This is a genomic window from Pseudomonas taetrolens (genome assembly GCF_900475285.1).
GTDB classification, from domain to species: Bacteria; Pseudomonadota; Gammaproteobacteria; order Pseudomonadales; family Pseudomonadaceae; genus Aquipseudomonas; species Aquipseudomonas taetrolens.
Map to the genome: position 1 here is coordinate 528,395 of NZ_LS483370.1, position 19,510 is coordinate 547,904.

General features: G+C 53.7%; 32 protein-coding genes. All 32 read left to right on the plus strand.

What is annotated here, in order from left to right; translation table 11 throughout:
- Positions 1–4 precede the first annotated feature (4 nt).
- Complete coding sequence (gene fusA / locus DQN55_RS02550) at positions 5–2,107, plus strand: elongation factor G (RefSeq protein WP_048378427.1); 2,103 nt, start codon at positions 5–7, stop codon at positions 2,105–2,107.
- 35 nt (positions 2,108–2,142) lie between these two features.
- A complete protein-coding gene (tuf, locus tag DQN55_RS02555) occupies positions 2,143–3,336 on the plus strand; it encodes an elongation factor Tu (protein WP_048378426.1) in 1,194 nt (397 codons plus the stop codon).
- Between the two features lie 143 nt (positions 3,337–3,479).
- Positions 3,480–3,791 carry a 30S ribosomal protein S10 gene (gene rpsJ, locus DQN55_RS02560; protein ID WP_003186070.1) on the plus strand — a complete coding sequence of 104 codons (312 nt, stop codon included), beginning with the start codon at positions 3,480–3,482 and terminating at the stop codon, positions 3,789–3,791.
- 81 nt (positions 3,792–3,872) lie between these two features.
- Entirely contained in the window at positions 3,873–4,508 is a 636-nt protein-coding gene (gene rplC, locus DQN55_RS02565; RefSeq protein WP_003444377.1) for a 50S ribosomal protein L3, read from the plus strand.
- A gap of 12 nt (positions 4,509–4,520) precedes the next feature.
- Positions 4,521–5,123: a 50S ribosomal protein L4 gene (gene rplD, locus DQN55_RS02570; protein WP_047277894.1), complete on the plus strand. Its 603-nt coding sequence runs from the start codon at positions 4,521–4,523 to the stop codon at positions 5,121–5,123.
- Entirely contained in the window at positions 5,120–5,419 is a 300-nt protein-coding gene (gene rplW / locus DQN55_RS02575; protein WP_003444375.1) for a 50S ribosomal protein L23, read from the plus strand. Before rplD ends, rplW begins: the two co-directional genes overlap by 4 nt.
- A 14-nt stretch (positions 5,420–5,433) precedes the next feature.
- Entirely contained in the window at positions 5,434–6,258 is an 825-nt protein-coding gene (gene rplB, locus DQN55_RS02580) for a 50S ribosomal protein L2 (protein ID WP_048378425.1), read from the plus strand.
- Between the two features lie 16 nt (positions 6,259–6,274).
- The gene (gene rpsS / locus DQN55_RS02585; protein WP_003232420.1) at positions 6,275–6,550 is read left to right on the plus strand and encodes a 30S ribosomal protein S19; all 276 of its coding nucleotides are present in this window, start codon (positions 6,275–6,277) and stop codon (positions 6,548–6,550) included.
- Between the two features lie 13 nt (positions 6,551–6,563).
- The gene (gene rplV, locus DQN55_RS02590) at positions 6,564–6,896 is read left to right on the plus strand and encodes a 50S ribosomal protein L22 (protein ID WP_003444373.1); all 333 of its coding nucleotides are present in this window, start codon (positions 6,564–6,566) and stop codon (positions 6,894–6,896) included.
- Between the two features lie 13 nt (positions 6,897–6,909).
- Positions 6,910–7,596 (plus strand): 30S ribosomal protein S3, encoded by a 687-nt coding sequence (gene rpsC, locus DQN55_RS02595; RefSeq protein WP_003176422.1) that lies wholly within the window; start codon positions 6,910–6,912, stop codon positions 7,594–7,596.
- A gap of 12 nt (positions 7,597–7,608) precedes the next feature.
- Positions 7,609–8,022: a 50S ribosomal protein L16 gene (gene rplP / locus DQN55_RS02600; protein ID WP_003186052.1), complete on the plus strand. Its 414-nt coding sequence runs from the start codon at positions 7,609–7,611 to the stop codon at positions 8,020–8,022.
- Positions 8,022–8,213 carry a 50S ribosomal protein L29 gene (rpmC, locus tag DQN55_RS02605; protein WP_003444371.1) on the plus strand — a complete coding sequence of 64 codons (192 nt, stop codon included), beginning with the start codon at positions 8,022–8,024 and terminating at the stop codon, positions 8,211–8,213. The genes rplP and rpmC overlap by 1 nt, the downstream gene beginning before the upstream one ends.
- Before the next feature lie 2 nt (positions 8,214–8,215).
- The gene (gene rpsQ / locus DQN55_RS02610; protein ID WP_003194644.1) at positions 8,216–8,482 is read left to right on the plus strand and encodes a 30S ribosomal protein S17; all 267 of its coding nucleotides are present in this window, start codon (positions 8,216–8,218) and stop codon (positions 8,480–8,482) included.
- A 23-nt stretch (positions 8,483–8,505) separates the two neighbouring features.
- Positions 8,506–8,874, plus strand: coding sequence for a 50S ribosomal protein L14 (rplN, locus tag DQN55_RS02615; RefSeq protein WP_002555479.1), 369 nt, complete (start codon positions 8,506–8,508; stop codon positions 8,872–8,874).
- A gap of 11 nt (positions 8,875–8,885) precedes the next feature.
- Positions 8,886–9,200, plus strand: coding sequence for a 50S ribosomal protein L24 (rplX, locus tag DQN55_RS02620; RefSeq protein WP_042561341.1), 315 nt, complete (start codon positions 8,886–8,888; stop codon positions 9,198–9,200).
- 22 nt (positions 9,201–9,222) lie between these two features.
- Positions 9,223–9,762, plus strand: coding sequence for a 50S ribosomal protein L5 (rplE, locus tag DQN55_RS02625; RefSeq protein ID WP_003186044.1), 540 nt, complete (start codon positions 9,223–9,225; stop codon positions 9,760–9,762).
- Positions 9,763–9,775: 13 nt separating this feature from the next.
- Positions 9,776–10,081 (plus strand): 30S ribosomal protein S14, encoded by a 306-nt coding sequence (gene rpsN, locus DQN55_RS02630; RefSeq protein WP_019409906.1) that lies wholly within the window; start codon positions 9,776–9,778, stop codon positions 10,079–10,081.
- A gap of 212 nt (positions 10,082–10,293) precedes the next feature.
- Positions 10,294–10,686: a 30S ribosomal protein S8 gene (gene rpsH, locus DQN55_RS02635; RefSeq protein WP_019409907.1), complete on the plus strand. Its 393-nt coding sequence runs from the start codon at positions 10,294–10,296 to the stop codon at positions 10,684–10,686.
- A 12-nt stretch (positions 10,687–10,698) separates the two neighbouring features.
- Complete coding sequence (rplF, locus tag DQN55_RS02640; RefSeq protein WP_003444365.1) at positions 10,699–11,232, plus strand: 50S ribosomal protein L6; 534 nt, start codon at positions 10,699–10,701, stop codon at positions 11,230–11,232.
- A 10-nt stretch (positions 11,233–11,242) separates the two neighbouring features.
- Complete coding sequence (gene rplR, locus DQN55_RS02645; RefSeq protein WP_003444364.1) at positions 11,243–11,593, plus strand: 50S ribosomal protein L18; 351 nt, start codon at positions 11,243–11,245, stop codon at positions 11,591–11,593.
- Between the two features lie 3 nt (positions 11,594–11,596).
- Positions 11,597–12,097, plus strand: coding sequence for a 30S ribosomal protein S5 (rpsE, locus tag DQN55_RS02650; RefSeq protein WP_003186035.1), 501 nt, complete (start codon positions 11,597–11,599; stop codon positions 12,095–12,097).
- Positions 12,098–12,099: 2 nt separating this feature from the next.
- Complete coding sequence (gene rpmD, locus DQN55_RS02655) at positions 12,100–12,276, plus strand: 50S ribosomal protein L30 (protein WP_003444363.1); 177 nt, start codon at positions 12,100–12,102, stop codon at positions 12,274–12,276.
- Positions 12,277–12,279: 3 nt separating this feature from the next.
- A complete protein-coding gene (gene rplO, locus DQN55_RS02660) occupies positions 12,280–12,714 on the plus strand; it encodes a 50S ribosomal protein L15 (RefSeq protein WP_048378424.1) in 435 nt (144 codons plus the stop codon).
- Positions 12,715–14,043, plus strand: a complete 1,329-nt coding sequence (gene secY, locus DQN55_RS02665; protein WP_029611193.1) for a preprotein translocase subunit SecY — start codon at positions 12,715–12,717, stop codon at positions 14,041–14,043.
- Between the two features lie 28 nt (positions 14,044–14,071).
- Positions 14,072–14,188, plus strand: a complete 117-nt coding sequence (gene rpmJ / locus DQN55_RS02670; RefSeq protein ID WP_002555468.1) for a 50S ribosomal protein L36 — start codon at positions 14,072–14,074, stop codon at positions 14,186–14,188.
- 129 nt (positions 14,189–14,317) lie between these two features.
- A complete protein-coding gene (gene rpsM / locus DQN55_RS02675) occupies positions 14,318–14,674 on the plus strand; it encodes a 30S ribosomal protein S13 (RefSeq protein WP_016779184.1) in 357 nt (118 codons plus the stop codon).
- A 30-nt stretch (positions 14,675–14,704) separates the two neighbouring features.
- Positions 14,705–15,094: a 30S ribosomal protein S11 gene (rpsK, locus tag DQN55_RS02680; RefSeq protein ID WP_002555466.1), complete on the plus strand. Its 390-nt coding sequence runs from the start codon at positions 14,705–14,707 to the stop codon at positions 15,092–15,094.
- 18 nt (positions 15,095–15,112) lie between these two features.
- Positions 15,113–15,733, plus strand: coding sequence for a 30S ribosomal protein S4 (rpsD, locus tag DQN55_RS02685; RefSeq protein ID WP_003444359.1), 621 nt, complete (start codon positions 15,113–15,115; stop codon positions 15,731–15,733).
- A 22-nt stretch (positions 15,734–15,755) separates the two neighbouring features.
- On the plus strand, positions 15,756–16,757 hold the full coding sequence (locus DQN55_RS02690; RefSeq protein WP_003176403.1) for a DNA-directed RNA polymerase subunit alpha: 1,002 nt from the start codon (positions 15,756–15,758) through the stop codon (positions 16,755–16,757).
- 42 nt (positions 16,758–16,799) lie between these two features.
- The gene (gene rplQ, locus DQN55_RS02695; RefSeq protein WP_003444357.1) at positions 16,800–17,186 is read left to right on the plus strand and encodes a 50S ribosomal protein L17; all 387 of its coding nucleotides are present in this window, start codon (positions 16,800–16,802) and stop codon (positions 17,184–17,186) included.
- Positions 17,187–17,359: 173 nt separating this feature from the next.
- Positions 17,360–18,808 (plus strand): catalase, encoded by a 1,449-nt coding sequence (locus DQN55_RS02700; protein ID WP_048378423.1) that lies wholly within the window; start codon positions 17,360–17,362, stop codon positions 18,806–18,808.
- A gap of 155 nt (positions 18,809–18,963) precedes the next feature.
- A complete protein-coding gene (bfr, locus tag DQN55_RS02705; protein ID WP_048378422.1) occupies positions 18,964–19,428 on the plus strand; it encodes a bacterioferritin in 465 nt (154 codons plus the stop codon).
- Positions 19,429–19,510: the final 82 nt, after the last annotated feature.

Here is a 19,510-nt window from a genome sequence, read left to right on the forward strand (position 1 = left end):
CTTTATGGCTCGTACTACACCGATTAACCGCTACCGTAACATTGGTATCTGTGCTCACGTGGACGCTGGTAAGACCACGACTACTGAGCGGGTACTTTTTTACACCGGCAAAAGCCACAAGATGGGCGAGGTGCATGATGGCGCCGCGACCACCGACTGGATGGTGCAGGAGCAGGAGCGTGGTATTACCATTACTTCTGCTGCGATCACTACTTTTTGGCAGGGTTCTGCCAAGCAGTACGATAACTACCGTTTCAACGTAATTGATACCCCGGGCCACGTTGACTTCACTATTGAAGTTGAGCGTTCCCTGCGTGTACTCGATGGCGCGGTTGTTGTGTTCTGCGGCACTTCGGGTGTTGAGCCTCAGTCGGAAACCGTATGGCGTCAAGCCAACAAATACGGTGTTCCGCGTCTTGTTTATGTAAACAAGATGGACCGTGCCGGTGCTGACTTCCTGCGTGTAGTGGGGCAGATCAAAAAGCGTCTGGGTCACACTCCGGTGCCTATCCAGTTGGCTATCGGTTCGGAAGACAACTTCAAGGGGCAGATTGATCTGCTCTCTATGGAAGCTGTCTACTGGGACGACGCTGACAAGGGTATGACTGCTCGTCGCGAGGCGATTCCTGCAGACATGCAGGAGTTGGCTGAAGAGTGGCGTAGCCACATGGTTGAGGCTGCGGCTGAAGCCAGCGAAGAGCTGATGAACAAGTACCTCGAAGGTGAAGAGCTCACCCTTGCGGAAATCAAGGCGGCTCTGCGTCAGCGTACTATCGCTGGTGAGATCGTTTTGGCTGTTTGCGGTTCTTCCTTCAAGAACAAGGGTGTTCCCCTGGTTCTCGACGCCGTGATCGACTACCTGCCGGCTCCAACCGACATTCCTGCCATCAAGGGTACTGACCCGGATGACGAGAATATCGAAATGGAGCGTCATGCAGACGACAGCGAGCCGTTCTCGGCTCTGGCATTCAAGATTGCAACAGACCCATTCGTGGGTACTTTGACCTTCGTCCGTGTTTACTCGGGCGTGTTGAACTCCGGTGACGGCGTAATCAACTCGGTTAAAGGTAAAAAAGAGCGTGTGGGTCGTATGGTGCAAATGCACGCAAACGCCCGTGAAGAGATCAAAGAAGTACGCGCTGGTGACATCGCAGCTTTGATCGGCATGAAGGACGTCACCACTGGTGATACCCTCTGCGCTGCTGATAAGCCAATCATCCTGGTTCGTATGGAATTCCCGGAGCCTGTTATTTCGGTTGCCGTAGAGCCTAAGACCAAGGATGACCAGGAAAAAATGGGTATCGCACTGGGCAAGCTTGCTCAGGAAGATCCATCTTTCCGTGTAAAAACTGATGAAGAGACTGGTCAGACGATCATCTCTGGCATGGGCGAGCTGCACCTCGACATCCTGGTTGACCGGATGAAGCGTGAGTTCAACGTCGAAGCCAACATCGGTAAGCCTCAGGTTTCGTATCGTGAGCGCATCACGAAGAACTGTGAGATCGAAGGCAAGTTCGTTCGTCAGTCCGGCGGTCGTGGTCAGTTTGGTCACTGCTGGATCCGTTTTGCACCTGCTGACGAAGGTCAGGAAGGTCTGCAGTTCGTGAACGAAGTGGTAGGTGGTGTGGTTCCTAAGGAATACATCCCGGCTATCCAGAAGGGTATCGAAGAGCAGATGAAGAACGGTGTTGTTGCCGGCTATCCGCTGATCGGCCTGAAGGCTACCGTGTTTGATGGTTCTTACCACGACGTCGACTCCAACGAGATGGCGTTTAAGGTGGCTGCTTCCATGGCGACCAAGCAACTGGCTACCAAAGGTGGTGGTGAGCTGCTTGAGCCGATCATGGCAGTAGAGGTTGTTACACCTGAAGACTATATGGGTGACGTGATGGGCGACTTGAACCGTCGTCGCGGCATGATCCAGGGTATGGAAGATACGGTCTCCGGCAAAGTAATTCGTGCTGAAGTGCCGTTGGGCGAAATGTTCGGTTATGCGACCGATGTTCGTTCCATGTCCCAGGGTCGCGCAAGCTACTCTATGGAATTCAAAAAATACGATACAGCTCCGGCGCACATCGTCGAAACTGTTACTAAAAAACAAGGCTGATTTAGTTCAGTCCTTTAGGCAAGGAGTTAATTGTCGTGGCTAAAGAAAAATTTGATCGTTCCCTACCGCACGTCAACGTTGGCACTATCGGTCACGTTGACCATGGTAAAACCACGCTGACTGCAGCTCTGACTCGTGTTTGCTCCGAAGTTTTCGGTTCTGCCCGTGTTGACTTCGACAAGATCGACAGCGCGCCAGAAGAAAAAGCTCGTGGTATCACCATCAACACAGCACACGTTGAATACAACTCGTTGATCCGTCACTACGCTCACGTTGACTGCCCAGGTCACGCTGACTATGTGAAGAACATGATCACCGGTGCTGCTCAGATGGATGGCGCGATCCTGGTTTGTTCGGCCGCTGATGGTCCGATGCCACAAACTCGTGAGCACATCCTGCTGTCCCGTCAGGTAGGCGTTCCGTACATCGTGGTTTTCCTGAACAAGGCTGACCTGGTAGACGACGCTGAGCTGCTGGAACTGGTTGAGATGGAAGTGCGCGATCTGCTGAGCACTTACGACTTCCCGGGCGACGACACTCCGATCATCATCGGTTCGGCTCGTATGGCTCTTGAAGGTCTGGATGACAACGAGATGGGTACCACTGCTGTTAAGAAGCTGGTGGAAACTCTGGACAGCTACATCCCAGAGCCAGTTCGTCTGACTGACAAGCCGTTCCTGATGCCAATCGAAGACGTTTTCTCGATCTCCGGTCGTGGTACCGTTGTAACCGGTCGTATCGAGCGCGGTATCGTTCGCGTTCAAGATCCGCTGGAAATCGTTGGTCTGCGTGACACTACTGTTACCACTTGCACCGGCGTTGAAATGTTCCGCAAGCTGCTCGACGAAGGTCGTGCAGGCGAGAACTGCGGCGTTCTGTTGCGTGGTACCAAGCGTGACGACGTTGAGCGTGGTCAGGTTCTGGTTAAGCCAGGCACTGTTAAGCCTCACACCAAGTTCACCGCAGAAGTTTACGTTCTGAGCAAGGAAGAAGGCGGCCGCCATACTCCGTTCTTCAAAGGCTACCGTCCACAGTTCTACTTCCGTACAACTGACGTGACTGGTAACTGCGAGCTGCCAGAAGGCGTTGAAATGGTAATGCCAGGTGATAACATTCAAATGACTGTTACCCTGATCAAAACCATCGCAATGGAAGATGGCCTGCGTTTCGCTATCCGTGAAGGCGGTCGTACCGTCGGCGCTGGCGTCGTAGCCAAAATCATCGAGTAATCGATGATTGCATGAAAAAGCCCCCGCTCAGCGGGGGCTTTTTTTATTGAGTTGACACCTAGTGGGGTCGTCTATAGAATTGCGCCTCCTTTTAACGGGCGTATTGCGCTCGGTGGGAATAGCAATCTGGAGTCTGAAATCCAATGCAAAATCAGCAAATCCGTATCAGGTTGAAGGCTTTTGACCATCGCCTGATCGACCAATCAACCCAGGAAATCGTGGAAACCGCGAAACGTACTGGTGCTCAAGTGCGTGGTCCAATTCCACTGCCTACCCGTAAAGAGCGGTTCACCGTTCTGGTCTCTCCGCACGTCAACAAAGACGCGCGTGACCAGTACGAGATCCGTACTCATAAGCGCGTACTGGACATCGTCCAGCCAACGGATAAAACCGTTGATGCACTTATGAAGCTTGATCTTGCGGCCGGTGTGGAAGTGCAGATCAGCCTCGGCTAAGACTTGGGTCTTAGTCGTGTAACGCTCTGAAATGGGCGGCCATAGCGGGTGAAAGCCCCGTACACTCATGAGGTTTACAACATGACTATTGGTGTAGTCGGTCGTAAATGCGGTATGACCCGTATTTTCACCGAAGAAGGTGTCTCCATTCCGGTCACGGTCATTGAGATCGAGCCGAATCGCGTCACCCAGTTCAAAACTGAAGAAACCGATGGCTATCGTGCAGTGCAAGTCACTGTCGGCGAGCGTCGCGCTTCGCGCGTAACAGCTGCCCAGGCGGGTCACTTCGCCAAGGCAAACGTTGCAGCTGGTCGTACCGTAATGGAATTCCGCCTTGAAGAAGGCGAGTACCAGGCAGGCGATCTGATCAACGCTGAAATCTTCACCGCAGGTCAGATGGTCGATGTGACCGGTCAGTCCAAAGGTAAAGGCTTCCAGGGTACGATCAAGCGTTGGAATTTCCGTGGCCAAGATAACACTCACGGTAACTCCGTTTCCCACCGCGTCCCGGGCTCTATTGGCCAGTGCCAGACTCCTGGTCGTGTATTCAAGGGCAAAAAAATGTCCGGTCATATGGGCGCTGAGCGCGTGACCGTGCAGTCCCTGGAAGTAGTGCGCGTCGACGCTGAACGCAATCTGTTGTTGGTCAAGGGTGCTGTTCCTGGCGCTACTGGCGGCAACCTGGTTGTACGTCCGGCGGCCAAGGCTCGCGGTTAAGGGGAAGCTGACATGCAATTAAATGTAAATGACGCTCAAGCGATCGAAGTTTCCGAACTGACATTCGGCGGCGAGTTCAACGAGACGCTGGTTCACCAAGCAGTCGTGGCCTACATGGCCGGCGGCCGTCAAGGTAGCAAGCAGCAAAAGACCCGTTCCGACGTTCGTGGTGGCGGTAAGCGCCCTTGGCGTCAGAAAGGTACTGGCCGTGCTCGTGCCGGTACTATCCGTAGCCCAATCTGGCGTGGCGGTGGTACTACTTTCGCAGCTCGTCCACAGGATCACTCTCAGAAGCTCAACAAGAAGATGTACCGCGCAGCAATGCGTTCCATCCTTGCTGAACTGGTGCGTACTGATCGTCTGGTCGTGGTTCAGGACTTCGCAGTTGAAGCGCCGAAAACCAAAGATCTGCTGAACAAACTGAATGGCATGGGTCTGACTGATGTCCTGATCGTGTCTGAAGTTGTTGATCAGAACCTGTACCTGGCTGCTCGTAACCTGCCACACGTTGATGTACGTGACGTGCAAGGTTCCGATCCAGTTAGTCTGATCGCATACGACAAGGTGTTGATCACCGTGTCGGCCGTGAAGAAATTCGAGGAGCTGCTGGGATGAACCAGGAACGCGTATTTAAAGTTCTGCTTGGCCCGCACGTTTCCGAGAAGGCTACGGTTCTGGCAGACAAGAAAGGCCAGTTCGTTTTCAAGGTTGCTACAGATGCAACCAAGCTGGAAATCAAGAAGGCCGTCGAAAGCCTGTTCAGCGTGAAAGTTGAGCGTGTTACTACCCTGAATGTTCTGGGTAAGAGCAAGCGCACCGCTCGCGGCGTGGGCAAGCGTAATGACTGGAAGAAGGCAGTAATCTCCCTTCAGCCAGGCCAAGATCTCGATTTCAGCAGCAGTGCTGAGTAAGGAAGGGGTGCATCATGGCAATCGTTAAATGCAAACCGACTTCCCCTGGCCGCCGTCATGTGGTCAAGGTGGTCAACCAGGAGCTGCATAAAGGCGCTCCTCACGCACCGCTGCTCGAGAAGAAATCGAAGTCTGGTGGTCGCAACAACAATGGCCGTATTACCACGCGTCACATCGGTGGTGGTCATAAGCAGCATTATCGTATGGTCGACTTCCGTCGCAACGACAAAGATGGCATTCCAGCCACTGTCGAGCGTATCGAATACGATCCAAACCGTACTGCTCACATTGCTCTTATGCTGTACGCAGACGGCGAGCGCCGCTACATCATCGCCCCTAAAGGCGTGAGTGCTGGCGACCAGCTGATCGCAGGTGCCCTGGCACCGATCAAGCCGGGCAACTCGTTGCAACTGCGCAGCATTCCAGTTGGTAGCACCGTACACGGCATCGAACTGAAGCCGGGTAAAGGCGCGCAAATCGCACGTTCCGCTGGTGCTTCGGCTCAGTTGGTCGCTCGCGATGGTGTCTATGTGACACTGCGTCTGCGCTCTGGTGAAATGCGTAAAGTATTGGCTGAATGCCGTGCAACGCTTGGCGAAGTCTCGAACTCCGAGCACAGCCTGCGTTCGCTGGGTAAAGCTGGTGCCAAACGCTGGCGTGGCGTTCGCCCAACCGTTCGTGGTGTTGCCATGAACCCGGTTGACCACCCACATGGTGGTGGTGAAGGTCGTACCTCTGGTGGTCGTCATCCGGTATCGCCATGGGGCTTCCCGACTAAGGGCGCGAAGACTCGTGGTAATAAGCGTACCGACAAAATGATCGTCCGTCGTCGCAAGTAAATAGAGGGATACGACAGTGCCACGTTCTCTGAAAAAAGGTCCTTTTATTGATCTTCACCTACTGAAGAAGATCGAAGTGGCGGCGGAAAAGAACGATCGCAAACCGGTGAAAACCTGGTCGCGTCGTTCGATGATCCTGCCACAAATGGTCGGTCTGACCATCGCTGTGCATAACGGTCGTCTTCATGTCCCAGTTCTCGTGAACGAAGACATGGTTGGCCATAAACTAGGCGAGTTTGCCGGTACCCGCACTTATCGTGGGCACGTGGCAGACAAGAAAGCCAAGCGTTAAGGGGTAAGGAACGATGGAAGTAGCCGCTAAGTTGTCGGGCGCTCGAATCTCCGCCCAGAAAGCCCGCTTGGTCGCCGACCAGATCCGCGGGAAGAAGGTGGGCGAAGCGCTCAACCTGTTGGCTTTCAGCAACAAGAAAGCCGCCGAGATCATCAAGAAAGTGCTGGAGTCGGCCGTAGCCAACGCCGAGCATAACGAAGGCGCAGACGTTGACGACTTGAAAGTCGCCACCGTTTTCGTCAACGAAGGGCGTTCGCTGAAGCGCATCATGCCGCGTGCCAAAGGCCGCGCTGATCGCATCGTCAAGCGGTCTTGCCATATCACTGTCAAGGTTGCTGACAAGTAACGGAGTCGAAGAGATGGGTCAGAAAGTACATCCCATTGGCATTCGCCTGGGAATCGTCAAGGAGCACACCTCCGTCTGGTACGCAGACGGCCGGACTTATGCGGACTATTTGTTCGCTGATCTGAAGGTGCGTGAATACCTCCAAGACAAACTAAAAAGCGCGTCCGTAAGCCGTATCGATATCCATCGTCCGGCCCAAACTGCACGTATCACCATCCACACCGCTCGTCCAGGTATCGTTATCGGGAAGAAAGGTGAAGATGTTGAGAAACTGCGTCAGGACCTGACCAAGCAAATGGGTGTGCCTGTGCACATCAATATCGAAGAGATCCGCAAGCCGGAACTCGACGGTATGCTGGTTGCGCAGAGCGTAGCTCAGCAGCTGGAGCGTCGTGTAATGTTCCGTCGCGCGATGAAACGCGCTGTACAGAACGCTATGCGCATTGGTGCCAAAGGCATCAAAATCCAAGTGAGCGGTCGTCTCGGCGGTGCTGAAATCGCACGTACTGAATGGTATCGCGAAGGTCGTGTGCCATTGCACACCCTGCGTGCCGACATCGACTATGCCAACTACGAAGCTCACACCACTTACGGTGTGATCGGTGTAAAGGTTTGGATCTTCAAAGGCGAAGTAATTGGTGGTCGCCAAGAAGAGCTGAAGCCACAAGCACCAGCGCCTCGTAAAAAAGCTGCTAAGTAAGGGGTACGCCAAATGTTACAACCTAAGCGTACGAAGTTCCGCAAGCAGATGACTGGCCACAACCGTGGCTTGGCATTGCGCGGTAGCAAAGTCAGCTTCGGCGAGTTCGCGCTGAAGTCTGTTGCTCGTGGTCGTCTCACCGCTCGTCAGATCGAATCAGCGCGTCGTGCACTGACCCGTCACGTTAAGCGTGGCGGCAAGATCTGGATCCGTGTATTCCCGGACAAGCCTGTAACCAAAAAGCCACTCGAAGTTCGGATGGGTAAAGGTAAGGGTAACGTGGAATATTGGGTTGCCCAGATTCAGCCAGGCAAAGTCCTGTATGAAATCGAGGGTGTTTCTGAAGAGCTGGCGCGTGAGGCTTTCGCCCTGGCTGCTGCAAAGCTGCCGCTCGCCACCTCCTTTGTTAAACGGACGGTGATGTGATGAAAGCGAATGAACTTCGTGAAAAATCCGCACAGCAGCTGAACGAGCAACTGCTCGGCTTGCTGCGCGACCAGTTCAATCTGCGCATGCAGAAAGCAACTGGCCAGTTGGGGCAGTCGCATCTGCTCTCGCAAGTTAAGCGTGACATCGCTCGCGTGAAGACTGTGCTCAAACAGCAGGCAGGTAAGTAATCATGGCTGAAGCCGAAAAAACTGTCCGTACGCTGACTGGCCGTGTTGTCAGCGACAAGATGGACAAGACCATCACCGTATTGATCGAGCGTCGCGTTAAGCACCCGATTTACGGTAAATATGTTAAGCGTTCGACTAAGCTGCACGCGCACGACGAAACCAATCAGTGCCACATCGGCGACAAAGTCACTATTCGTGAAACTCGTCCGATGGCCAAGACCAAGTCTTGGGCACTGGTTGATGTTCTCGAACGCGCTGTGGAAGTCTAAGGACTAGGGGTCGGAGAAATTATATGATTCAGACTCAATCCATGCTCGATGTGGCCGATAACAGCGGCGCTCGCCGTGTTATGTGCATCAAGGTGCTGGGTGGCTCCCATCGTCGTTACGCTGGTATCGGTGACATCATCAAAGTTACCGTCAAGGAAGCAATTCCGCGCGGTAAAGTGAAAAAAGGCCAAGTGATGACTGCTGTTGTAGTCCGCACTCGCCACGGTGTACGCCGTGCAGATGGCTCCATTATCCGCTTTGATGGCAACGCTGCTGTTCTTCTGAACAACAAGCAAGAGCCGATCGGCACCCGTATCTTTGGGCCAGTGACCCGTGAACTTCGTACTGAGAAGTTCATGAAGATCGTCTCGCTCGCCCCAGAAGTGCTGTAAGGAGATCCGACATGCAAAAGATTCGTCGTGACGACGAGATCATCGTGATCGCCGGCAAAGACAAAGGTAAGCGCGGTAAGGTGCTTAAGGTTCTCGCTGACAACCGTCTGGTTGTTGGTGGTCTGAACCTGGTTAAGCGTCATACCAAGCCTAACCCGATGTCGGGCGTACAAGGCGGTATCGTCGAAAAAGAAGCGCCATTGCACGCTTCTAACGTCGCCATTTTCAACGGCGAAACCAACAAGGCTGACCGCGTTGGTTTCAAAGTAGAAGAAGGCAAAAAAATTCGTGTCTTCAAGTCGACCCAAAAAGCGGTTGATGCTTGAACACTGCTAGGTAGATAAGACCATGGCACGACTAAAAGAGATTTACCGGAAGGAAATCGCTCCGAAACTTAAGGAAGAACTTAAGCTTTCGAACGTGATGGAAGTTCCGCGCGTTACCAAAATCACCCTGAACATGGGTTTGGGCGAAGCGATCGGTGACAAAAAAGTCATCGAGCACGCTGTTGCTGATTTGGAAAAGATCACGGGTCAAAAAGTTGTTGTGACCTACGCTCGCAAGTCCATCGCAGGCTTTAAAGTTCGCGAAGGCTGGCCGATCGGCGTCAAAGTGACTCTGCGCCGTGAGCGTATGTATGAATTCCTGGATCGTCTGCTGTCGATCTCCCTGCCTCGGGTTCGCGACTTCCGCGGCCTGAATGCCAAGTCCTTCGATGGTCGTGGTAACTACAGCATGGGCGTGAAAGAGCAGATCATTTTCCCGGAAATCGACTACGACAAGATCGATGCCCTTCGCGGTCTGGACATTACCCTGACCACCACTGCTCGGACAGATGATGAAGGTCGCGCATTGCTGCGTGCTTTCAAATTCCCGTTCCGCAACTGATTGGAGTAGGAAAATGGCCAAGATGAGCATGAAAAACCGCGAGCTGAAGCGTCAGCTCACGGTTGCCAAGTTCGCCAAGAAGCGTGCTGAGCTTAAAGCTATCATCGTTGATCTGAACGCAAGTCCAGAAGCACGTTGGGAAGCTCAAGTAGCTCTGCAGAAGCAGCCACGTGACGCAAGCGCTGCGCGCATGCGTAACCGCTGCCGCCTCACTGGTCGTCCGCATGGTGTTTACCGCAAGTTCGGCCTCGGCCGTAACAAATTGCGTGAAGCAGCAATGCGCGGTGACGTACCAGGTCTGGTTAAAGCCAGCTGGTAAGGCGTACAGGCAAAGTTGTCGCTGGCAGGGTCGCAAGATCCTGACAGCCGGTGACCTTGAATATGAATCAAGCCCCTATTGGGGCTTGATTCATTTCTGCCGTATGTCTAGAATGACCGGCTCGCCTGAGCCCGTGCTTTTTAAGCATTGAGTCACTCGGCGACAGTTGTAGCCGCAAGGCTAATTCTTTTTGTATCAGGAGCGTCTAGCCCATGAGTATGCAGGACCCGTTAGCGGACATGCTAACTCGAATCCGTAATGCCCAGATGGCTGAAAAGTCCGTCGTAAGCATGCCATCTTCCACGTTGAAGGTAGCTGTAGCCAAAGTTCTCAAAGACGAAGGTTATATCGCGGATTATCAGATCAGCAGCGAAATCAAACCACTGCTGTCTATCGAGCTGAAGTACTTCGAAGGCCGTCCGGTTATCGAAGAAGTTAAGCGCGTTAGCCGTCCAGGCCTGCGTCAGTACAAGTCCTCCGATGATCTGCCAAAAGTTCGTGGCGGTCTCGGTGTGTCTATCGTCTCCACCAACAAAGGTGTGATGACGGATCGTGCTGCGCGCGCTGCCGGTGTCGGCGGCGAAGTTCTTTGCACTGTGTTCTAAGGGGGGATAAGCATGTCACGCGTCGCTAAGAACCCCGTTAAGCTGCCAGCTGGTGTTGAAGTAAAATTCGCCGGCCAACAGCTTTCGGTGAAGGGTGCCAAGGGCACTCTAGAACTGAACATCCATTCGTCCGTTGAGATCGTTGAAGAAGCTGGTGAGCTGCGTTTCGCTGCTCGCAATGGCGATCAACAAACTCGCGCAATGGCTGGTACCACTCGTGCGTTGGTAAACAACATGGTCCAAGGCGTAAGCCAAGGCTTCGAGCGCAAGCTCCAGCTGGTCGGTGTTGGTTACAAAGCGCAAGCAAAAGGCACAGTGCTGAACCTGGCTCTTGGCTTCTCGCACCCAGTGGATTACGAATTGCCGGAAGGCATCACCGCTGAGACTCCTAGCCAAACCGATATCCTGATTCGGGGTATTGATAAGCAGCTGGTAGGTCAGGTGGCCGCTGAGATCCGCGGTTTCCGTCCGCCAGAGCCTTATAAAGGCAAGGGTGTACGTTACGCGGACGAAGTCGTCCGTCGTAAAGAAGCCAAGAAGAAGTAGGGCATAGCAAATGACCGACAAAAAAGTTACTCGACTGCGTCGCGCTCGCAAAGCACGTCTGAAAATGCACGAACTAGAAGTCGTGCGTCTCTGCGTGTTCCGCTCGTCTCAGCATATATACGCCCAGGTCATCTCGGCCGACGGCAGCAAAGTCTTGGCAAGCGCCTCGACTTTGGACAAAGAACTGCGTGATGCTGCCACTGGCAACATCGACGCGGCCACAAAGGTTGGCCAGCTGGTCGCTACGCGTGCAAAAGCCGCTGGCGTCTCGCAGGTGGCTTTCGACCGCTCTGGCTTCAAGTACCACGGCCGCGTGAAAGCGCTGGCTGAGGCTGCTCGTGAAGCTGGGCTGGAGTTCTAAGTTATGTCAAATAACGACCAAAAGCGCGACGAAGGCTACATTGAGAAGCTGGTTCAAGTTAACCGCGTAGCCAAAACCGTTAAAGGCGGCCGTATCTTCACTTTCACCGCGTTGACCGTGGTTGGTGATGGTAAAGGGCGCGTTGGCTTCGGCCGTGGCAAGTCACGTGAAGTGCCTGCTGCGATCCAGAAGGCAATGGAAGCTGCTCGCCGCAACATGATTCAAGTGGACCTTAACGGTACCACTCTGCAGTACGCCATGAAATCCGCCCACGGCGCTTCCAAGGTTTACATGCAGCCTGCTTCTGAAGGTACCGGTATCATCGCTGGCGGCGCTATGCGTGCTGTCCTCGAAGTTGCTGGCGTTCAGAACGTACTGGCTAAGTGCTACGGCTCGACTAACCCGGTAAACGTGGTTCACGCCACTTTCAAAGGTTTGAAAGCTATGCAGTCTCCTGAATCTATTGCCGCCAAGCGTGGCAAAAGCGTCAAGGAGATCTTCTGATCATGGCTACCGTTAAAGTAACGCTGATCAAAAGCATGACCGGCCGCATCCCTAATCACAAGCTGTGCATTAAGGGTCTGGGTCTGCGTCGCATCGGTCACACTGTAGAAGTACTTGATACTCCCGAGAATCGCGGGATGATCAACAAGGCTTACTACATGCTGCGTGTAGAGGGTTAATCGATGAAACTCAATGATCTGAGTCCAGCGCCGGGTTCCCGTCGCGAAAAGCATCGTCCGGGCCGTGGTATCGGTAGTGGTTTGGGTAAGACTGGTGGCCGTGGTCACAAAGGTCAGTCCTCCCGCTCCGGTGGCACCATTGCTCCAGGCTTTGAAGGCGGTCAACAGCCGCTGCATCGCCGTCTGCCTAAGTTCGGTTTCGTTTCCCTGAAAGCCATGGATCGCGCAGAAGTGCGTTTGTCCGAGCTGGCTAAAGTGGAAGGCGACATCGTAACTGTGCAGACCCTGAAGGATGCCAACGTGATCAACGTCAACGTTCAACGTGTGAAAATCATGTTGTCCGGTGAAGTGACTCGCGCTGTCACCATCAAAGGTATCGCAGCCACCAAAGGTGCGCGTGCGGCTATCGAAGCAGCTGGCGGCAAGTTCGAGGAATAAATGGCTAAGCAAGGTGCTCTCTCAGCGCTCAGCAAAGGCGGGTTATCCGAGCTCTGGGCTCGTCTGCGTTTTCTATTCCTGGCGATTATCGTCTACCGGATAGGCGCACACATCCCAGTTCCTGGTATCAACCCGGACCGGCTGGCGGACCTGTTTCGACAGAATGAGGGGACCATTCTTAGCTTGTTCAACATGTTTTCCGGCGGTGCGCTGGAGCGGATGAGTATTTTTGCGCTGGGGATCATGCCGTACATTTCGGCATCGATCATCATGCAGCTTATGTCCGCTGTCAGCCCACAGCTGGAGCAGTTGAAGAAGGAAGGTGAAGCTGGTCGTCGCAAGATAAGCCAGTACACCCGCTACCTCACTGTCGTTCTTGCTCTTGTCCAGGCTATTGGCATGTCCATTGGTCTGGCAGGGCAGGGCGTAGCGTTCACTGGTGACCTAGGCTTCCATTTCGTTGCAGTAACCACTTTTGTGGCGGGTGCAATGTTCATGATGTGGCTGGGTGAGCAGATTACTGAGCGTGGTGTTGGCAACGGTATCTCGATGTTGATTTTTTCGGGTATCGTCGCCGGTCTTCCGAGAGCAATCGGGCAGTCTTTCGAGTCTGCACGTCAGGGCGATATCAATATCTTCGCCCTGGTTGCTATCGGTTTGCTGGCAGTAGCGATTATCGGTTTCGTGGTGTTCATTGAGCGTGGTCAGCGTCGTATTGCTGTTCACTACGCCAAGCGTCAGCAAGGCCGCAAGGTGTTTGCTGCGCAGACTAGCCACCTACCGCTGAAAGTGAATATGGCCGGTGTTATTCCTGCTATCTTCGCGAGCAGCATTTTGCTGTTCCCGGCTTCGTTGGGTGCCTGGTTCGGTCAGTCTGAAGGTATGGGCTGGTTGCAGGACATCTCGCAGTCGATCGCTCCTGGTCAGCCGTTGAATATTCTGCTGTTTAGTGCAGGGATTATTTTCTTCTGCTTCTTCTATACGGCGTTGATGTTCAATCCGAAAGACGTAGCGGAAAACCTGAAGAAGTCCGGTGCCTTTATTCCGGGTATCCGTCCAGGTGAGCAGTCGGCACGCTATATTGATGGCGTTTTGACTCGTTTGACTCTGTTCGGTGCTCTTTATATGACGGCCGTGTGCCTGTTGCCCCAGTTCCTGGTGGTTGCGGCAAACGTTCCGTTCTACCTTGGCGGGACCTCGTTGCTGATCGTGGTCGTGGTTGTTATGGACTTCATGTCCCAAGTACAATCGCACCTCGTTTCGCACCAGTACGAATCCCTGATGAAGAAAGCCAACCTGAAGGGCTACGGCAGCGGCATGCTTCGCTGAAGTACCCATAAGGTGAGAGGAGTTGGTGATGAAAGTTCGTGCATCGGTGAAAAAGCTGTGCCGTAACTGCAAGATTATTCGCCGCGAAGGTGTTGTTCGGGTAATTTGCAGCGCGGAACCACGTCACAAACAGCGCCAAGGCTGAGTGTGATCTGTTTGAAGCCCAGCAGCTAGTGCGCTGCTGGGTTGATTATTTGTTATTACAGCGATATTATCTCGCGCCCTATTTCTTGGCTTCCGGGGCGTAGGTAGCTGTCAATTGGAGTCCCACTGAATGGCCCGTATTGCAGGCGTTAACATTCCAGATAACAAGCACACTGTTATCTCGCTGACCTACATCTATGGTGTTGGTCGCACTACCTCACAGAAAATCTGTGCGGATGCTGGTGTAAACCCAGCCGCTAAGATCAAGGATCTGAGCGACGAGCAGATTGAGTTGCTGCGTGGCGAAGTGGCAAAGTTCACCACTGAAGGTGACCTGCGTCGTGAAGTCAACATGAAAATCAAACGCTTGATGGACTTGGGCTGCTACCGCGGTCTGCGCCATCGTCGTGGTCTTCCAGTACGCGGTCAGCGTACCAAGACCAACGCGCGTACTCGCAAAGGTCCGCGTAAGCCGATCCGCAAGTAATCGCACCAGCGAATCGACAGGAATTTAGTCATGGCAAAACCTGCTGCTCGTCCTCGTAAAAAAGTAAAAAAGACAGTGGTTGATGGCATCGCCCACATCCACGCGTCTTTCAACAACACAATCGTGACCATCACCGACCGTCAGGGTAACGCGCTTTCTTGGGCTACCTCCGGTGGTTCGGGTTTCCGCGGTTCTCGCAAGTCCACCCCGTTTGCTGCTCAAGTAGCTGCTGAACGTGCTGGTCAAGCTGCGCTGGAATATGGCCTGAAAAACCTTGACGTTAACGTTAAGGGCCCAGGTCCAGGTCGTGAGTCCGCTGTCCGTGCTTTGAACGGCTGTGGCTATAAGATCGCCAGCATCACCGACGTGACGCCAATCCCGCACAACGGGTGCCGTCCGCCGAAGAAGCGCCGCGTGTAATCCAGGAGACTGTAAAGAATGGCTCGTTACATTGGTCCAAAATGCAAACTGGCACGTCGTGAAGGCACCGATCTCTTCCTGAAGAGTGGTGTGCGCGCTATCGAATCGAAGTGCAATATTGAAGCTGCTCCAGGCATCCACGGCCAACGCCGCGGTCGCCAATCCGACTACGGTACCCAACTGCGTGAAAAGCAGAAGGTCCGTCGTATCTACGGCGTTCTCGAGCGTCAGTTCAGCGGCTACTACAAACAAGCTGCTGGCAAAAAAGGTGCAACTGGCGAAAACCTGTTGCAGCTGCTCGAATGCCGCCTGGATAACGTCGTATACCGTATGGGCTTTGGTTCTACTCGTGCCGAATCCCGTCAGTTGGTATCGCACAAGTCGATCAGCGTAAACGGTCAAACCGTTAACGTTCCGTCCTACCAGGTTCGTGCTGGTGACGTGGTCGCTATCCGCGAGAAAGCAAAGAACCAGCTTCGCATTGTCCAAGCTCTCGATCTGTGTGCCCAACGTGGCCGCGTAGAATGGGTAGAAGTAGACACTGAGAAGAAGTCGGGCGTTTTCAAGAACGTTCCTGCTCGCAGTGATCTGTCCGCCGACATCAACGAAAGCCTGATTGTCGAGCTCTACTCCAAGTAAGGGCTAGAAAATAGGTGCATCCATGCAGATTTCGGTAAATGAGTTCCTGACACCCCGCCACATTGATGTGCAGGTTGTCAGTCCAACCCGCGCCAAAATTACGCTCGAGCCTCTCGAGCGTGGTTTCGGCCACACCCTGGGCAACGCGCTGCGCCGCATCCTGTTGTCCTCAATGCCAGGCTGTGCAGTAGTCGAGGCCGAGATTGATGGTGTGCTCCACGAGTACAGCGCCATCGAAGGTGTACAGGAAGACGTAATTGAAATCCTGTTGAACCTTAAAGGTCTGGCTATCAAGCTGCACGGCCGTGACGAAGTTACGCTGACCTTGTCGAAGAAGGGTTCGGGGGTGGTTACCGCTGCCGATATTCAGCTGGATCATGATGTCGAGATCGTTAATCCCGATCACGTAATCGCCAACCTGGCGTCTAACGGCGCCTTGAACATGAAGCTCACCGTAGCTCGTGGTCGTGGTTATGAACCAGCAGACTCGCGTCAGAGCGATGAAGACGAAAGCCGCAGCATTGGTCGCTTGCAGCTTGACTCTTCGTTCAGCCCGGTTCGCCGTATCGCATACGTGGTGGAAAACGCCCGTGTCGAGCAGCGTACTAACCTGGACAAGCTGGTTATTGATCTGGAGACCAACGGTACACTGGATCCTGAAGAGGCTATTCGCCGTGCTGCAACCATCCTGCAACAGCAGTTGGCTGCATTCGTCGACCTCAAAGGTGACAGCGAGCCAGTGGTTATCGAACAGGAAGACGAGATCGATCCGATCCTGCTTCGTCCGGTTGACGATCTGGAACTGACCGTGCGTTCGGCCAACTGCCTTAAGGCGGAGAACATTTACTACATCGGTGACCTGATTCAGCGCACCGAAGTAGAACTGTTGAAGACTCCGAACCTGGGCAAGAAGTCCTTGACTGAAATCAAGGATGTTCTGGCCTCCCGTGGTCTGTCCCTCGGCATGCGCCTCGACAACTGGCCGCCTGCAAGTCTTAAGAAGGACGACAAGGCGACTGCCTGATCGTCGTAATCACCGAACGTTGTGTTTGGTAAGGAATGAACCATGCGTCATCGTAAAAGTGGTCGTCACCTGAGCCGCACTAGCTCCCACCGCAAGGCTATGTTTCAAAACATGGCAGTGTCGTTGTTCGAGCACGAGCTGATCAAAACGACTCTGCCGAAAGCCAAAGAATTGCGTCGCGTTGCTGAGCCGCTGATTACTCTGGCCAAGAATGATTGTCTGGCTAACCGCCGTCTGGCCTTCGACCGTACGCGTTCGAAAGCCATCGTTGGTAAGCTGTTCAACGATCTGGGCAAGCGTTATGCAACTCGTGAGGGTGGCTACCTGCGCATCCTCAAGTGCGGTTTCCGTGCTGGCGACAATGCGCCTATGGCGTACGTCGAGTTGGTTGATCGTCCAGTTGGCGGCGAAGCTGTATCCGCTGAGTAAGACGTCAGTCTCTACAAAGAACCGGGCCTAGCGCCCGGTTTTTTGTGCCTGCTCAATTATTCTTTTCTATTGATATGCATCATTTAATGAATTTGCTGATGTAGATTCCATGGTCAATACTCCTCTTCAGCCGATTAGCCGGCAGCTTCAAGACTGACTGAGGAAGGACCAGCATGAGCCAGACCAAAACGCTTACGACCGCCAGCGGCGCCCCTGTTGCTGATAACCAGAACTCCCGATCGGCTGGCCCTCGTGGCCCGTTGCTGCTCGACGATTTTCACCTGATCGAAAAGCTTGCTCATTTCAATCGCGAAAACATTCCTGAGCGTCGTGTACATGCCAAAGGTTCGGGTGCCCATGGAACATTCACGCTGACCCGTGACATGACGCAGTACAGCAGTGCCAAGCTGTTCGACACGATCGGTAAGCAAACCCCCACCTTTTTGCGCTTCTCGACTGTGGGCGGAGAACGTGGTTCAGCCGACACTGAGCGCGACCCGCGCGGCTTTGCGCTGAAGTTTTATACCGAAGAAGGTAACTGGGACATTGTGGGTAACAACACCCCGGTGTTCTTCATTCGCGACCCTCTGAAGTTTCCTGACTTCATCCATACCCAAAAGCGTTTGCCTCAAAGCAATTTGAAAAGTGCGCAAATGATGTGGGACTTCTGGTCGCATTCCCCCGAAGCGCTGCACCAGGTCACCATCCTGTTCTCTGATCGTGGCATTCCTGATGGCTACCGTCACATGCACGGGTTCGGTAGTCATACCTATAGCCTGATCAATGCGGCTGGTGAGCGTCACTGGGTCAAATGGCACTACAAGACCAAGCAAGGCATCAAGAACCTGCCACCGGCTGAAGCTGCACGCCTTGCAGGTACTGACCCGGATTACGCCCAGCGTGACCTGTTTACTGCCATTGAGCGCGGGGATTTCCCTAAGTGGCGCGTGTGCATGCAAGTCATGACTGAAGCTCAAGCCGCAGCGCATTACGAAAACCCGTTTGATGTAACCAAAACCTGGTCCCAAAAAGAGTTTCCGTTGATTGAAATTGGCGAACTGGAACTGAACCGCAATCCGCTGAACTACTTTGCGGAAGTGGAGCAGGCAGCTTTTGGTCCAAGTAACATGATTCCGGGTGTTGGACTCTCGCCTGACCGTATGCTCCAGGGCCGTGTGTTCGCCTATGCCGATGCACATCGCTACCGTGTAGGTACCAACCACCAGCACCTGCCAATCAACGCTCCGCGAGTACCTGTGCACACTTATCAGCGTGATGGGGCAATGGCTTTTGGTAACAATGGTGGCGCTGCGCCGAACTATGAACCGAACAGCTACGCCGATGCTCCCAAGCAGGCTCCGCAATACGCTGAGCCGCCGTTGGCTCTCAGTGGTTCGGCGGATCGTTATGATCACCGGGAAGACACGGACTACTACAGCCATGCAGGGGCTCTGTTCCGTCTGATGAACGACGAGCAGAAAGCGCTGCTGATCAACAACATTGCCGGTGCAATGGCGGGCGTATCCGACGACGTAGTGCAGCGTCAGTTGCCGCATTTTTACAATGCCGACCCGGCTTACGGCGAAGGTGTTGCAAAAGCGTTGGGTGTACAGCGTAACTAACTCTAAGTGAGAAGCAGAACCGCCCGCAGTTGGGCGGTTTTTGCGTTTTTTAGCCCTGTTTTCTCGTCAGAACAGGGTGTTTCTTGCGATTTTACCGTGACCTCTCCGCAGGCTTGGTTCAAACTACAGACTTTAAAGCAGGGAGATGTGGGGCGATGCAAGGGCACCCGGACGTAATCGATTATCTCAACACGTTGCTCACCGGTGAGCTGGCTGCACGTGACCAATATTTTGTCCATTCCCGTATGTACGAGGATTGGGGCTTTACCAAGTTGTATGAACGCATCAACCACGAAATGGAAGAAGAGGCACAACACGCTGATGCGTTGATGCGCCGGATTCTGATGCTCGAAGGCACTCCGCGCATGCGTCCGGATGATCTGGACGTGGGAACAACGGTACCGGACATGTTTGCTGCTGACCTGCGGCTTGAGTACAAGGTGCGTGCCGCACTGTGCAAAGGGATTGCGTTGTGTGAGCTGCACAAGGACTACGTGAGCCGCGACATGCTGCGCATCCAGCTGGCAGACACAGAAGAAGATCACACCTACTGGCTTGAAAAGCAGCTGGGATTGATCAAGTCGATTGGTCTGCAAAACTACCTGCAGTCGCAGTTCTGATCGCGATCAAAACCAGTGTGATTGTACCCTTTGCATAGCGAGCAAGCGCGCACCTGCAAAGGGTTGGTCAATGCAAAGAAAA

Bases quoted from the DNA above. Each gene is read 5' to 3' on its own strand.
- rpsH (WP_019409907.1), top strand. From the start codon at position 10,294: ATGAGTATGCAGGACCCGTTAGCGGACATGCTAACTCGAATCCGTAAT.
- DQN55_RS02690 (WP_003176403.1), top strand. From the start codon at position 15,756: ATGCAGATTTCGGTAAATGAGTTCCTGACACCCCGCCACATTGATGTG.
- rpsN (WP_019409906.1), top strand. From the start codon at position 9,776: ATGGCCAAGATGAGCATGAAAAACCGCGAGCTGAAGCGTCAGCTCACG.
- rplP (WP_003186052.1), top strand. From the start codon at position 7,609: ATGTTACAACCTAAGCGTACGAAGTTCCGCAAGCAGATGACTGGCCAC.
- rpmC (WP_003444371.1), top strand. From the start codon at position 8,022: ATGAAAGCGAATGAACTTCGTGAAAAATCCGCACAGCAGCTGAACGAG.
- rpsJ (WP_003186070.1), top strand. From the start codon at position 3,480: ATGCAAAATCAGCAAATCCGTATCAGGTTGAAGGCTTTTGACCATCGC.
- DQN55_RS02700 (WP_048378423.1), top strand. From the start codon at position 17,360: ATGAGCCAGACCAAAACGCTTACGACCGCCAGCGGCGCCCCTGTTGCT.
- rplB (WP_048378425.1), top strand. From the start codon at position 5,434: ATGGCAATCGTTAAATGCAAACCGACTTCCCCTGGCCGCCGTCATGTG.
- rpsQ (WP_003194644.1), top strand. From the start codon at position 8,216: ATGGCTGAAGCCGAAAAAACTGTCCGTACGCTGACTGGCCGTGTTGTC.
- rpmJ (WP_002555468.1), top strand. From the start codon at position 14,072: ATGAAAGTTCGTGCATCGGTGAAAAAGCTGTGCCGTAACTGCAAGATT.
- rpmD (WP_003444363.1), top strand. From the start codon at position 12,100: ATGGCTACCGTTAAAGTAACGCTGATCAAAAGCATGACCGGCCGCATC.
- rplQ (WP_003444357.1), top strand. From the start codon at position 16,800: ATGCGTCATCGTAAAAGTGGTCGTCACCTGAGCCGCACTAGCTCCCAC.
- fusA (WP_048378427.1), top strand. From the start codon at position 5: ATGGCTCGTACTACACCGATTAACCGCTACCGTAACATTGGTATCTGT.
- rpsC (WP_003176422.1), top strand. From the start codon at position 6,910: ATGGGTCAGAAAGTACATCCCATTGGCATTCGCCTGGGAATCGTCAAG.
- rpsD (WP_003444359.1), top strand. From the start codon at position 15,113: ATGGCTCGTTACATTGGTCCAAAATGCAAACTGGCACGTCGTGAAGGC.
- bfr (WP_048378422.1), top strand. From the start codon at position 18,964: ATGCAAGGGCACCCGGACGTAATCGATTATCTCAACACGTTGCTCACC.
- rpsM (WP_016779184.1), top strand. From the start codon at position 14,318: ATGGCCCGTATTGCAGGCGTTAACATTCCAGATAACAAGCACACTGTT.
- rpsK (WP_002555466.1), top strand. From the start codon at position 14,705: ATGGCAAAACCTGCTGCTCGTCCTCGTAAAAAAGTAAAAAAGACAGTG.
- rplO (WP_048378424.1), top strand. From the start codon at position 12,280: ATGAAACTCAATGATCTGAGTCCAGCGCCGGGTTCCCGTCGCGAAAAG.
- rplN (WP_002555479.1), top strand. From the start codon at position 8,506: ATGATTCAGACTCAATCCATGCTCGATGTGGCCGATAACAGCGGCGCT.
- rplV (WP_003444373.1), top strand. From the start codon at position 6,564: ATGGAAGTAGCCGCTAAGTTGTCGGGCGCTCGAATCTCCGCCCAGAAA.
- secY (WP_029611193.1), top strand. From the start codon at position 12,715: ATGGCTAAGCAAGGTGCTCTCTCAGCGCTCAGCAAAGGCGGGTTATCC.
- rplE (WP_003186044.1), top strand. From the start codon at position 9,223: ATGGCACGACTAAAAGAGATTTACCGGAAGGAAATCGCTCCGAAACTT.
- rplF (WP_003444365.1), top strand. From the start codon at position 10,699: ATGTCACGCGTCGCTAAGAACCCCGTTAAGCTGCCAGCTGGTGTTGAA.
- rplC (WP_003444377.1), top strand. From the start codon at position 3,873: ATGACTATTGGTGTAGTCGGTCGTAAATGCGGTATGACCCGTATTTTC.
- rplD (WP_047277894.1), top strand. From the start codon at position 4,521: ATGCAATTAAATGTAAATGACGCTCAAGCGATCGAAGTTTCCGAACTG.
- rplX (WP_042561341.1), top strand. From the start codon at position 8,886: ATGCAAAAGATTCGTCGTGACGACGAGATCATCGTGATCGCCGGCAAA.
- rpsE (WP_003186035.1), top strand. From the start codon at position 11,597: ATGTCAAATAACGACCAAAAGCGCGACGAAGGCTACATTGAGAAGCTG.
- rplW (WP_003444375.1), top strand. From the start codon at position 5,120: ATGAACCAGGAACGCGTATTTAAAGTTCTGCTTGGCCCGCACGTTTCC.
- rplR (WP_003444364.1), top strand. From the start codon at position 11,243: ATGACCGACAAAAAAGTTACTCGACTGCGTCGCGCTCGCAAAGCACGT.